Source organism: Pedobacter sp. PACM 27299 (assembly GCF_001412655.1).
GTDB lineage: Bacteria > Bacteroidota > Bacteroidia > Sphingobacteriales > Sphingobacteriaceae > Pedobacter.
The window spans coordinates 1,089,111-1,102,477 of the sequence record NZ_CP012996.1; the positions used below are offsets into that span (position 1 = coordinate 1,089,111).

The window sequence follows — 13,367 nt, forward strand, 5'->3', positions numbered from 1 at the left end:
TTCCCGAGCACATCCAGACTTGTCTTTGAAGAGTCTTGGTGCCTTTAATTGCAGGCCTCTAATGTGGTACTCATCAGTTGGTCATTTTCATTGTATACGTAGGAGCAGGTCTTGCAATTGTCTTCCTTATGCCTGATGTATTTAAATGTACTGACTAGATCAGCTGTTTTACCTGTAATCATCTGGCGGTTATTGTCCCAGGCCATTTCATTAATACTAACCAACTTTTTAGGACTTAAGCTGTAATAGCTAAATTTTGTATAAACATCTTCCTCATCGTTCAGATATTGATAAATAAGTTCAGAATCGTGTGTGCTTTCTTTAATCAGTCGACCCAGATGGTCATAACTAGATCTGAGGTCCCATAGATAGAAGGTTTCATAGGCAACAGGTACCTCATCTTTTAAGGTCACTTTATAGTAACGGTCCGATTCATACACGAACCAGGTGAGTGTTTTCCCGTTTTCATTGTTGATCATTAATTTTTGAATGAGACCATAGTCATCCCTGATATAATTTAGCTTACTGGTCATGTGGCTTCCGTTCATATCCCTGGACTCTATCAGCAGGTGTTCCTTATTGTATACATAATGAGTTTTTCCTGATAGGGGCTGTTGCATCAGGCTATCACTAAATTCCTGATAGGTGCTTTCCTGGCAATCGCAGGGGTGGAGCTGTTCCCTTTTATAAACCTTGGCATAATCGAAAGTATTGCCGTTTTTAATCAATAAGCTGGCATAAGATTGGTCTGGCTCAAAGTTAGAAAGTAGGATACGATCCATCTCTTGCTGATACCTTGTCATTTTAGCAAATGATATTTTTCGCGTATAGCGTGGAACAGGGCTGCTGATTTTTTGAAAATAGAGATAGCCAGCTGCTAAAATGACAAGAACGAATAAGGCTAATCCAATCTTCGTCAAGGTTAGTTTTTCTTTAAGATACCTCTGGTCATACTTTCCTCAAATAAATTCTGAGTATGGTCCCATAATACCTCTGAACCATCCTTCATTTTGCATGTTTTTTTCAGTACCATATCATATTTTACCTCAAATTCGCTCCAGGTTCCTCCTTCATTGGATACGTTTTGAAGAACTGGTTCCAGTCTGTCAATGGACTTGGCAAACTTAGATTCTGCAGTGATTCCAGCTTCAAATTCTTCCCATAGTGAAATAAATTCTTCTGCTTGCTGCTCGGGTAAAAGGCCAAAAATTCGTGCTGCAGCCTTCTGTTCTTCGACAGTATTGTCGTGATTCGCGTTGGTATCATATAAAAAAATATCTCCTGAATCGATTTCTACAATGTCGTGAATGAGCAGCATCTTAACCACTTTCATCACCTCTACTTTTTCATTCGCGTGCTCGGCAAGTACCATGGCCATCATGGCGAGGTGCCAGCTGTGCTCAGCATCGTTTTCATGTCGCGTACTGTTGAATAGACGCGTTTTTCGCTGTATATATTTGAGTTTGTCAATTTCGTGAATGAAGGCCATTTGTTTGGCCAGGTTCGTTAAATTCATAAGGTTTTTCAAAATTTTTAAAGACCCAAAAGTAGGATTTTATTCCTCTTTTTCTATTATATTCAGGTCAGGTGTATCCCCGTTACTGAGGAGCTAATTTGGCAGTGGCCTTGCTTTTTAGCCTCGTTTTTCGTACCTTTGTCGTGTTTTTAATTTAAAGCTCAGTGGATTCGTCAGGATTTGCTAGTCAATTTCTTTTAAAGAAACAGATGTAAATCTGTTCAAATGTCTAAGGGGATTGCCCCCCCGATTTTCATTTAATGTTTTATTTAAAGCATTTGATTACAAACAGTAATGGAACTGGTTTGTACTAATAAAATATTATGGTAAAATTCACACAGCTCATAGGCTGTTTAACACTATTTTTTGTTGTCCCACTGACGACGCTGGCCCAAGATCCAACCCCCATATTAACCGCTGCAGCCCGAATTCCATTAGGAGCAGATCAGCTGGACAGGAGGGATCAGCCAGATTCGACAAGAAAGGCAGGCAGAGAAGGCCAGGCAAACAAGGCCTTTCCGAAAAACAAGTCAGATACGATCAAAAAGAACGTTCCAAATGAACCGGATGTTCCAATTAGGGAGCGCATTCCGACTACACAAAAAGATACAGCAGGCCAGGGAAAACAGGCAGATTCAATACGACAGGCAGAAAAGCCTACACTCAAAATAGGGGGTGCATTAAGGTTCAACTACAACCTTTCCTCCTGGAAAAAAGAACAAGTAAAAAGAGGCGGAGATTTCGGACTGGATATGTTCAGAATCAATGTAGATGCCTCCCACAAAAAACTAGATTTCCACGCAGAATATCGGTTTTATGCTAAAGCCTCCGGCGGATCTTTTTTAAAAGATGGGTATTTAACCTATCACCTCAATGACAGTACCAATCTTGCAATTGGACTAGTTCAGAATCCCTTCGGGAATACAACATATAACTCTCATAACTGGTTTTTTAACCTTCCCTATTACCTGGGCTTTGAAGATAAAGCTTCCATGGGAATCAGGTTTCATCAACGCAGCAATCGCTGGATGTATGATTTGGCCTTCTTTAAAAGTGCAATGGAGCTAGATTTTGGTGATAAAACCAGCATCGATCCTTCGCGATATTCTTATGATGTTGCGGGCAGAAATAAAGAAGTAAACCAGGGGAACGTAAAAACGGAGTACTTCCTCTCAGAAAATAAACGAATTGGTATTTCTGGAATGCTGGGCGGTGTTTACAACATCCCTACCGGAAATATGGGCTCCAGGTGGGCAGCAGCCATACATACCGACCTAACATTTGGGAAGTTCAATGTAAAACTGCAGTCAATGTATTATCAATACCATCTCGCAGATTCGGCACAATATAGCCAAACTATAAATCTGGGTGCTTACGGTTCCACTTATGATGCGGCCACAAAAGCATATTTACACACTGCGTCTGTTGCCTTTACTCAAGCGGTAAAGATTGGTCCGGTCAATTCAATCACCTTTTATGAAAACTATTCCTATATGGATAAGACGCAAGAGGGAAGTACCGATACACAGATGAATGTATTGGGAATGATGCTGAATGCAGGTAACCTGGTTACTTATGTGGATTGGGCATCAGGAAAAAATCAACCCTGGTTAGGTCCTGAATGGCAAAATGGTCTAGCCTCAGGAAATCCAGATGCCAAATGGCACAGTCGCTTTAACATTAACATCGGCTATTATTTTTAACATCACATCTACGAAAAATGTCTAAACTTAAAATAGAAGACCTTACCCTAATTTTTGGGAAGGAAAAGGAAGCTGCGCTTTCTTTATTGAAGCAAGGGAAATCCAAAGCGGAGATCCTCAAGGAAACAGGTTGTACAGTAGCGGTGAAAAATGCCAGCTTCGCAATTGAAGAAGGTGAATTTTTTGTCATTATGGGATTATCAGGAAGTGGTAAATCCAGTTTATTGCGTTGTCTGAACAGGTTAATTGAACCTACCGCAGGAAGCGTGATTTTAAATCAAAGAAACATTACCTCTCTTGGTGACCTGGAATTACAAGCCGTTCGTCGTAAAGAAATGGCGATGGTGTTCCAGAATTTCGGATTGCTGCCACACCGTACAGTGTTGGAAAATGTAGCATTTGGATTGGAATTGCAAGATATTCCAAAAGAAGAAAGAGAAGAAAAGGCGAAAACTGTGATTGATCTGGTGAGCCTTCGTGGTTATGAAAATCAACATACAGCTGAGCTTTCCGGTGGGATGCAGCAGCGTGTTGGTTTAGCCAGAGCTCTAGCCAATGACCCGGAAATATTGTTGATGGATGAAGCCTTTTCTGCATTGGATCCGCTGATCCGTACACAAATGCAGGACGAGCTGATCGATCTGCAGGAGAAAATGCACAGAACTATTGTTTTTATTACACATGATCTGGATGAAGCGATTCGATTAGGAGATCGTATTGCGATCATGAAAGATGGAGAAATTATACAAATAGGTACACCAGAAGATATTTTAACCAATCCGGCAACAGATTACGTGGCTTCTTTCGTAGAGAAAGTAGACCGTAAATCGATCATCACTGCTGCCAGTCTGCTTTTTGAAAAACCAACCGTAGCGATTTTCAAAAAGGATGGGGTAGAAGGTAGTTTGCGTAAAATGCGTATTTCCGGATTGACCTCTTTACCAGCAGTATCAGTGGATAAACATTTCCTGGGTTTTGTATACCTGAAGGATTTGCTGGAGCTGAAAGCACAAAAAGAGCATACGATTGAAAAAGCCATCATCAAGGATATTCCGGTTGCTTATCCGGAGACAACCGTAGAACAGATGCTGCCATATATTGCTGAAAACGGCAGAGCGGTGCCTGTAGTAGACGAAAAAACAAATAAACTGATTGGAATCGTATCCCAAACCTCCCTGTTAATTGAAACAACGGGTACAAGCTGGGAAAGCGCCACTGGAAACACAATTGATCACCTTCAAAAAGAAATTATTTAATGATACATATAGGGACATACATAGAACAATTTATAAACTGGCTGACACTCAACTTTGGGGCATTTTTTAACCTGATCAAAATAGTGGTAGAATCTGTCGTTAATTCGGTAGAATGGGTACTGATGTTTCCTCCATTTTACATCGTGATTGCCTTAATCGCCTTTCTGGCCTGGAAACGTACTGGCTGGGGCGTAACCGTCTTTACTATTCTGGGAATGGGTTTGATTTGGGGAATGGGCTATTGGGATCAGACGATGGCTACTCTGGCGCTGATTTTATCTGCGGCTTTTATCGCCTTGCTGATGGGAGTTCCATTGGGGATCTGGGCGGCTAAAAATCCAACGGCTGGAAAAATTATCCGTCCGGTACTGGATTTAATGCAAACTATGCCCGCATTCGTTTACCTGATTCCTGCGGTGCTGTTCTTTGGCTTAGGTAAAGTGCCTGGTGCTTTTGCAACGGTCATCTTTGCGATGCCACCTGCAGTTAGATTAACCACTTTAGGGATCAGTCAGGTGCCTGCTTCTATCGTAGAGGCTACGCGCTCATTTGGTGCAACACCTCGTCAGCTGCTTTTTAAAGTAGAATTGCCGCTGGCATTACCAACCATCCTGGCTGGCGTAAATCAAACCATTATGATGGCACTTTCTATGGTCGTGATCTCTGCAATGATTGCAGCTGGTGGATTAGGTGAGGTGGTATTGAAAGGAATTACGCAGTTGAAAATCGGTTTAGGTTTTGAAGGTGGGATCGCTGTAGTGATTCTGGCTGTGATCCTAGATAGGATTACACAGTCGTTTGGCGTAAAGAAACCAGTTAAGGTTTAAGTTTAGAAAATAAAGGTTAAACACAAAGGATGCTATAGACGAGGCTTCCTGAATGAATATTGAAAATTAGTACAACATCATAAAATAAGATAACATGAAAAAAATATTTGGTAGTATATTGATCGCATTGGTAATTGGTATCATCGCTTCCTGCGGAAAAACCAATGATGATAAAAAAGTAACGATCGCTTATGTAAACTGGGCAGAAGGGGTGGCAATGACTCAATTGTCGAAAGTTTTATTGGAAAAGGAAGGTTATACAGTAGCGCTGAAAAACGCGGATGTAGCACCTGTTTTTGCAGCTGTAGCCGGCGGTGATGCCGATGTTTTCCTGGATACCTGGATGCCGGTAACGCATAAAGAATACCTGGATAAATTTGGTGCAAATCTGGAAATTTTAGGAACGAATTTTAAAACTGCAAGGATTGGTTTTGTGGTTCCAGAATATGTAAAGATCAGCAGTATTGAAGATCTAAACGTAAATGCGAAGCTTTTTAACGGTAAAATCGTTGGGATTGATGCCGGCGCTGGCATCATGAACAAGGCAGAACAAGCCATTAAGGATTATGAGCTGAAATTAGAATTACAGTCTTCAAGTGAGGCGGCTATGCTGGCGGTATTGAAGAAAAGTATCGATGCGAAGGAGCCAATAGTGATCACAGGATGGGCACCACATTATATCTTCAGTACTTATAAATTAAAGTTCTTAAATGACCCGAAAGCTGTTTTTGGTACGGTAGAATCCATTCAAACAGTAGCCAATAAACATTTTGTAGCAGCTAAGCCGAAGCTGGCAGAATTTTTTAGAAACTTCCAGCTGGATGAAGCAGAACTAAGTTCATTAATGGCCGCTTTGGAAAGTAACACGAATGAAAAAGTAGCGGTTGTGGACTGGTTGGCTAAACACCAGGAACTGGAAATGCAGCTGCGTTCTTTTATAAAATCAGATGCAGAGTAATTTAAGCATATGCTTATAGTAAAACAGGGTGTGTCCTATGATACACCCTGTTTTGGTTTATATGAATTGTTTTCTTGGAACAGCCTGTCTTTCCACCTCATAAACATGACATAATTTTTAAGATTCTATATTAAAAATATCACTCTTCTACGCAGAATATAGGTACTTTTGCCCCATAATTTCAGGGATTTGGAGCTGTTTCTTCGAAGCCATGAATTTATGCCAGCAGGAAGGAAGATCTCGAATTATAATTAGCGGGACGGACTAGGACTGTAACCAACAAAATAACCAACAAGAACATCGATAACTAACATTTTCAAATGAAAATAGCAATTAATGGTTTTGGTAGAATTGGCCGTATTTTTTTACGCAGTGCCATCGAAAAAAACATCAATGTTGTGGCCATCAATGACCTCGGAGATCCGGCAACACTCGCGCATTTATTCAAATACGACACGGTTCACCGTGGATTTAAGGGTACAGTCAGCTTTGAAGCTGATGCTTTAATTGTGAATGAAAAGAAAATCCAGGTTTATGCAAAGTCTAATCCGGCAGAATTGCCTTGGGCGGAACTTGGAATCGATCTGGTTTTAGAATCTACCGGTAAGTTTACCAGCAGAGCAGGAGCGGATCTGCATTTGCAGGCGGGAGCGAAGCAGGTATTGATTTCGGCACCTGCCGCAGATAAGGACATTCCTATGGTGGTATTGGGTGTAAATGAAACGCATATCGATTTGAAGTCGCCCATTCTGTCTAATGCTTCCTGTACCACAAACAATGTGGCACCAATGGTGAAAATCCTGGACGACAACTGGGGTGTATTGGAAGGATATATTACCACGATCCACTCCATGACTGGTGATCAAAACCTGCATGATGGACCGCATAAAGATTTAAGAAGAGCGAGAGCGGCTTCGGCTTCGATCATTCCAACGAGTACAGGAGCGGCAAAAGCGATCACCAATATTTTTCCTCATCTGGAAGGGAAATTGGGCGGTGCAGGAATCAGGGTTCCAGTATTGAACGGTTCCTTAACTGATTTTACCTGTCTGCTGAAAACAGCAACCACGATTGAAGAAATCAATGCTGCATTCAAAAAAGCATCAGAAAATGAATTAAAAGAGCTGGTAGAATATACCGAAGACCCTATTGTTTCCGTTGATATTCTAGACAATCCACATTCCTGCATCTTTGATGCACAGCTGACCTCTATCGTTGGTGATATGGTGAAAGTGGTGGGTTGGTATGATAATGAGTCTGGATATTCCAACCGTTTGGTGGATCTGGTATTAAAAATTGCAGCAACACATGATTAAGAGAATTACAGCGGCAGAGACCTTGCCACTAAGAAGTTTAGTCCTGAGAAATGGGATGGCTTACGAGCAGTGTGTTTTTCCTCAGGATGATCAGGCGGGTGTTTTTCATCTTGGCTGTTTTGAAGGAACAAAACTGGTTACTGTAGCGACATTTTTCCCAGAGGATCGTCCAGAACAAGGCTCAGGAGGCTTTCGCTTGCGCGGTATGGCTTCTGATCCGGCCTTTGCTGGAAAAGGATATGGCGCAAAGCTGATAAAATTTGCAATTGATGAGCTGACATCAGCTAATGCTGCTTATATTTGGTGCAACGCGCGTAGTTCTGCAGCTGCTTTTTATGAGAAGCTGGGCTTTGTATTGATTTCTGAAGAGTTTGAAATACTAGGCGTAGGACCTCATTTCGACATGTTCAGAAAGCTGTAAATTTCATTTGAACAAAGCGGTATGACGTAAATTATTTAATACTCTTTTAAAGTAGTACCATTCAAAACCAATAATTCTAAACAATAACAATAATGAGAACAATAGACCAGTGTAATTTCAAAGATAAAAAAGCTTTAGTAAGGGTAGATTTCAATGTGCCTTTGGATGCTGAATTTAACATTACTGATGACAAAAGAATGCGTGCTGCATTGCCAACCATTACTAAAATTTTGAATGATGGTGGTTCAGTAATCCTGATGTCTCATTTAGGTCGTCCAAAAAACGGACCAGATGACAAATTTTCTTTGAAACACATCTTAGGTGATCTTTCCAGAATGTTAGACCTGGAAGTGAAGTTTGCAAATGATTGTATTGGAGAAGAGGCTGCCGACAAAGCTAGAAACCTGGAGCCAGGACAAGTTTTGTTATTGGAGAACCTTCGTTTTTACAAGGAAGAAGAAAAAGGAGATCGCGATTTCGCAGAGAAATTATCGAAACTTGGAGATGTATATGTGAATGATGCTTTTGGTACTGCACACCGTGCACATGCCTCTACAGCAATCATCGCTGAATTCTTTCCGAATGACAAATACTTCGGTTATTTGATGGCTGAAGAGCTTAAAAATGCGGAAAAAGTAAACGATGGTGCGGTGAAACCTTTCACTGCGATCATGGGTGGCGCGAAAGTGTCAGATAAGATTTTATTGATCGAAAGCCTGTTGGATAAAGTGGATAACCTGATCATCGGTGGTGGTATGGCTTATACTTTTGCGAAAGCTCAGGGTGGTGAAATCGGTACTTCTCTTTTAGAGGAAGACAGAATGGCGCTTTGTCTGGAATTGCTGGTTAAAGCGAAAGCTAAAGGGGTGAATTTATACCTTCCTTTAGACACCGTGATCGCGGATAAATTCTCTAATGAAGCAGAGAAGAAAAACGTGGATACGGGTTGTATTCCTGCAGACTGGATGGGCTTAGATATTGGTCCAAAAACGATTGCTTTATTTTCTGAAGTGATCAAAGGTTCGAAAACTTTGCTTTGGAATGGTCCGATGGGTGTTTTCGAAATGGCAAACTTCGAGCAAGGAACACGTGCAATTGCTGATGCAGTTGTAGCTGCTACTCAGGACAATGGCGCGTTTTCATTGATCGGTGGCGGAGATTCTGCTGCGGCCATCGCAAAATTCAATTTAGAGGATAAAGTGAGTTATGTTTCTACCGGTGGTGGTGCATTATTGGAGTATATGGAAGGCAAAGAATTGCCAGGTGTAAAAGCCATTAATGACTAGTCTTTTCGTCTGAAAAAATAGACAGGCGCTTCGCTATTTTGTGAAGCGCCTGTTTTTTTTACCACCTCATTTACTGTGTTTTCGATCCCCTCAAGGCACAAAAAAAGTGGTATGAATTATGTGGATAATTTTTTGTGGTAGAATGTGGTAAAAAGTGGTAGAAATATCTATTTTTACACTACATTATAAAGACCACATAAAGAAATGGTTCAACTGTTAGGAGAGTTTGATTGTAAATTGGATGCGAAAGGCCGCTTGATGGTTCCTTCGTCTCTGAAAAAACAATTGCCTAATGTTGAGGTTGAGGGACTTGTGATCAATAGAGGTTTTGAAAAACACCTGGTGATCTACCCTAAAAAAGTATGGGAAGGAATAGTGGAAGAGTTGAGTAAGTTGAATCCATACGAACAAAAAAACAGAGAATTTATTCGATACTTCACTCGCGGCGCTACGGAATTGACGTTGGATGCAGCTGGAAGGGTTAATTTACCTAAATCTTTATTGGAATCTGTAGGCATTGAAATCAACACAGAGTTGGTTTTGGCTTGTCAGTTTGATAAGATTGAGGTATGGTCGAAAAAAGGATATGATGCTTTGTTTGATAATGAGCCAGCTGACTTTTCAAAACTTGCAGAAGAAGTAATGGGTAATAAAAATAGGAGGAGCGATGGAGAATAATTACCACATTCCTGTCATGTTGAAAGAATGTATCGATGGTTTGAATATCAAACCCGATGGCGTATATGTGGACGTTACCTTTGGTGGTGGCGGACATTCTAGAGAAATATTAAAGCATTTAGGAAAAGACGGAGTGTTGATCGCCTTCGATCAGGATCCTGATGCACAGCGCAATAAAATTGATGACCCGCGTTTCATTTTTGTAGACCAGAACTTTGCCTTTATCAAAAATAACCTGCGTTTGCTAGGTTATAAAGCGGTAGATGGCATTTTAGCTGATCTAGGCGTTTCTTCACATCAGTTTGATGTTCCAGAGCGTGGTTTTTCTACCAGATTTGAATCTGACCTGGATATGCGTATGGACAAACAAGGTGCGCTAACCGCTGCCGATGTGTTGAATACCTATGCAGAAGATAAACTACACAAGATCTTCGGCATTTATGGAGAAGTGAAAAATGCAAAATCGCTGGCGCGTGCGGTTGTGACCGGTCGTGTAGAACAGCCTATTAAAACCCTTGCGGATTTTAAGAAAGCGGCTGGTGCTCATATCCCTAAAGGGAAGGAAAACAAGTACATGGCTCAGGTTTTTCAGGCTTTACGCATTGAAGTAAACAAAGAAATTGAAGTGTTAGAGAATTTTTTAATGCAAACAGCTGATATCCTGAAACCAGGTGGTCGTTTGGTGGTGATGTCTTACCATTCATTGGAAGATAGACCAGTTAAAAGTTTTCTGGCTAAAGGGAAGTTCAGAGGAGAGGTGGAGAAAGATTTTTATGGTAACGAAGAGAAACCATTTAAAGTCATCACTAGAAAAGCGGTGATTGCAGACGACGAAGAGTTGGAACGCAATAGTCGCGCAAGGAGTGCGAAGCTCAGAATTGGAGAAAGATTATGAATAACCAGTTCAGGCAAAATATAGAAGAAGAGGATGAACTGGGATCTGAAGAAATTCAGATTAAGAAACCCAGAAGGAAGAATAGGGAGCCTGAGAGTGGTAAAGCGTTCTTTAAGAAGTTATTTACCGAAGGGGTAGTAACCAAGGAAGCGGCAACAGATATGTTACCGTTTTTACTGTTTTTGTCGGTTTTGTGCATGCTTTACATCGCAAACAGTCACATGGCAGTGAAGAACATCAGAAATATTGACAAGTTAAATAAAGAAGTAAAAGAGTTGAGCTGGGAATATAAATCGCTGAAAGCTGATTTAATGTTCAAAAGTAAGCTGACTGAAGTTGCTAAAAAAGTAGATACCCTGGGGATTAAGGAATTAACCGAACCCCCTAAAAAAATTGTTATAAACGCTAATGAACATTAGAGCAAACATATTATTACGTGTTTATCTGTCATTCGGACTGATTGTACTGCTTGCCGTAGCAGTATTGGTCAGACTATGCGATGTACAATTTGTAGAGGGGCATAAGTGGCGTGCCATGGCCGACAGCCTCTCTACTAAGTATATCAATGTAGAAGCGGCTCGTGGAAATATTTATTCTTCAGATGGAAGTCTGCTGGCGACCTCCATTCCTGAATATGAATTGAGAATGGATTTGTTTGCTGGTGGGATTGACGACAACAAGGTGTTCTTTGGAAAAGTAGATTCTTTAGCCATGAAATTATCGGAATTCTTTAAGGACAAAAGCCCTAAAGAATATTCGCGTTACCTGCGTTCAGCCAGACAGGATAGCTCACGTTACCTGCTGATCAAACGTAAAGTAGGGTACCAGGAATTGAAAATCATCAGAACGTTTCCGCTATATAATATCGGTAAATATTCAGGCGGTCTGATCGCGGTGCAGCAAAACAAAAGAATTAAGCCATTTAAGTTTCTGGCATCCAGAACGATCGGATACAAAAATGAGAATGTGGCCAATGGTGTAGGACTGGAAGGTGCTTATGGCAATTACATCAATGGTGAAAGTGGAAAAAGATTGGTACAGCGTATCGCCGGTGGCGTATGGATGCCGGTAAATGATGAAGCAGAGGTGGCTCCTAAAGAAGGTGCAGATATCATTTCTACCATAGACATTAATATGCAGGATTTAGCGCAAACCGCTTTGGAGAGACAGCTGAAATTAAGTGATGCAGACCATGGTACGGTGATCCTAATGGAGGTCAACACTGGTGAAGTGAGGGCAGTAGCCAATTATACCAGGGTATCAGAAGGGGTTTATGAAGAGAAATTTAACTATGCCATTGGCGGCAGTCAGGATCCAGGGTCTACTTTTAAACTGGCTTCATACATGGCATTGCTGGAAGATAAAAAAGTAGATACGAATACTTTGGTCGATACTGGTGATGGTTTTTACCGTGTTCCGGGACATACCATTAAAGATTCACATGGTGGTATTGGTGTGGTAACCGTGATGAAAGCATTTGAACAATCGGCAAATACAGCAGTTGCTAAACTGGTAAATACACATTACAAAGATAATCCAGCTCAGTTCACGGATCATTTGTATGATATACACATGAATGAGAAATTACGTTTGCAGATTCCTGGTGAAGCAAAACCGGTCATTAAAAACCCTTCGAACAGAAGCTGGAATAAGAACCTGACGCTCGCGCAAATGGCTTATGGATATGAAATGCAAATAACGCCATTACAGATCTTGTCATTTTATAATGCAGTGGCTAATGATGGGAAATATATTTCACCAATTTTTGTAAAAGAAATCAGAAGACTGGGCAACCCTATTGAACAATTTCATGCAAGGGTCATCTCTGAACAGATTTGTTCGCCGAAAACAGTAAAAAAACTTCAGGCTATGCTGGAAGCGGTAGTTACCAAAGGTACAGGGAAACTGATGAGCTCTCCATTTTATCGCGTTGCAGGGAAAACAGGAACAGCTCAGGTAGCTGATGGAAATAAAGGGTATAAAGCGAAGAGAAGTTACCAGGCTTCTTTCTGTGGATATTTTCCTGCCGATAAACCTAAGTATTCAATTATGGTATCTATCAATGGACCAAAAAATGGATACTATGGCTCAACTGTAGCAGGACCGGTTTTTAAAGAAATTGCAGATCGCATTTACGCAAGTGACATTGAGATGTATAATAATGTTCAGGATCACCTGGTAGGCAATACAAAAAATCCGGAAGCAAAGTCGGGACAAAGTAAAGCGGTAAAGAAAGTATACGGTGCTTTTGGGATCAAATCTTTATATGCAGCGAAGTCAGACTATTTCAATAGCGTGGATACCAATAATGGAGTTGCTTATGAAGAATATAATTCCGTAAAAGGAGTGATGCCTAACGTAAATGGAATGGGACTGAAAGATGCCCTATTTCTTTTAGGAAATGCAGGTTTGAAAACAAGAGTGTTTGGAAGTGGAAAGGTGTTTAGTCAGTCGATTCCTTCCGGCAGTAAAATAGGTAGAGGATTAGGAGTAGATTTAGAATTAAGATAA

13 protein-coding genes are annotated in these 13,367 nt (G+C 40.8%); 11 read left to right on the forward strand and 2 right to left on the reverse strand.

All coding sequences use genetic code 11. The annotated features are described in order from the left end of the window. Positions 1-44: 44 nt before the first annotated feature. Together AQ505_RS04590 and AQ505_RS04595 are read right to left on the reverse strand one after the other, a co-directional pair. The gene (locus AQ505_RS04590) at positions 45-920 is read right to left on the reverse strand and encodes a hypothetical protein (RefSeq protein WP_157262195.1); all 876 of its coding nucleotides are present in this window, start codon (positions 918-920) and stop codon (positions 45-47) included. Positions 921-922: 2 nt separating this feature from the next. After that, positions 923-1,516 carry an HD domain-containing protein gene (locus AQ505_RS04595; protein ID WP_062547086.1) on the reverse strand — a complete coding sequence of 198 codons (594 nt, stop codon included), beginning with the start codon at positions 1,514-1,516 and terminating at the stop codon, positions 923-925. A gap of 323 nt (positions 1,517-1,839) precedes the next feature. Between AQ505_RS04595 and AQ505_RS04600 the strand changes: the two genes are divergently transcribed. The 11 genes from AQ505_RS04600 (at position 1,840) to AQ505_RS04650 (ending at position 13,367) form a co-directional block, all read left to right on the forward strand. Further along, positions 1,840-3,219 (forward strand): hypothetical protein, encoded by a 1,380-nt coding sequence (locus AQ505_RS04600; protein ID WP_062547087.1) that lies wholly within the window; start codon positions 1,840-1,842, stop codon positions 3,217-3,219. Positions 3,220-3,236: 17 nt separating this feature from the next. Further along, positions 3,237-4,475, forward strand: coding sequence for a quaternary amine ABC transporter ATP-binding protein (locus AQ505_RS04605; RefSeq protein WP_062547088.1), 1,239 nt, complete (start codon positions 3,237-3,239; stop codon positions 4,473-4,475). Beyond that, on the forward strand, positions 4,475-5,302 hold the full coding sequence (locus AQ505_RS04610; protein ID WP_062547089.1) for an ABC transporter permease: 828 nt from the start codon (positions 4,475-4,477) through the stop codon (positions 5,300-5,302). The genes AQ505_RS04605 and AQ505_RS04610 overlap by 1 nt, the downstream gene beginning before the upstream one ends. Positions 5,303-5,396: 94 nt before the next feature. Then, complete coding sequence (locus AQ505_RS04615; RefSeq protein WP_062547090.1) at positions 5,397-6,260, forward strand: glycine betaine ABC transporter substrate-binding protein; 864 nt, start codon at positions 5,397-5,399, stop codon at positions 6,258-6,260. 320 nt (positions 6,261-6,580) lie between these two features. Beyond that, on the forward strand, positions 6,581-7,576 hold the full coding sequence (gap, locus tag AQ505_RS04620) for a type I glyceraldehyde-3-phosphate dehydrogenase (protein WP_062547091.1): 996 nt from the start codon (positions 6,581-6,583) through the stop codon (positions 7,574-7,576). Continuing rightward, complete coding sequence (locus AQ505_RS04625; RefSeq protein ID WP_062547092.1) at positions 7,569-7,997, forward strand: GNAT family N-acetyltransferase; 429 nt, start codon at positions 7,569-7,571, stop codon at positions 7,995-7,997. Before gap ends, AQ505_RS04625 begins: the two co-directional genes overlap by 8 nt. Positions 7,998-8,089: 92 nt before the next feature. Continuing rightward, positions 8,090-9,283, forward strand: a complete 1,194-nt coding sequence (locus tag AQ505_RS04630; RefSeq protein ID WP_062547093.1) for a phosphoglycerate kinase — start codon at positions 8,090-8,092, stop codon at positions 9,281-9,283. 204 nt (positions 9,284-9,487) lie between these two features. Further along, entirely contained in the window at positions 9,488-9,961 is a 474-nt protein-coding gene (gene mraZ, locus AQ505_RS04635; RefSeq protein WP_062547094.1) for a division/cell wall cluster transcriptional repressor MraZ, read from the forward strand. Continuing rightward, positions 9,951-10,856 (forward strand): 16S rRNA (cytosine(1402)-N(4))-methyltransferase RsmH, encoded by a 906-nt coding sequence (gene rsmH, locus AQ505_RS04640; protein WP_062547095.1) that lies wholly within the window; start codon positions 9,951-9,953, stop codon positions 10,854-10,856. Before mraZ ends, rsmH begins: the two co-directional genes overlap by 11 nt. After that, the gene (locus AQ505_RS04645; protein WP_062547096.1) at positions 10,853-11,275 is read left to right on the forward strand and encodes an FtsL-like putative cell division protein; all 423 of its coding nucleotides are present in this window, start codon (positions 10,853-10,855) and stop codon (positions 11,273-11,275) included. The genes rsmH and AQ505_RS04645 overlap by 4 nt, the downstream gene beginning before the upstream one ends. After that, positions 11,265-13,367 carry a penicillin-binding protein gene (locus tag AQ505_RS04650; RefSeq protein WP_062547097.1) on the forward strand — a complete coding sequence of 701 codons (2,103 nt, stop codon included), beginning with the start codon at positions 11,265-11,267 and terminating at the stop codon, positions 13,365-13,367. The genes AQ505_RS04645 and AQ505_RS04650 overlap by 11 nt, the downstream gene beginning before the upstream one ends.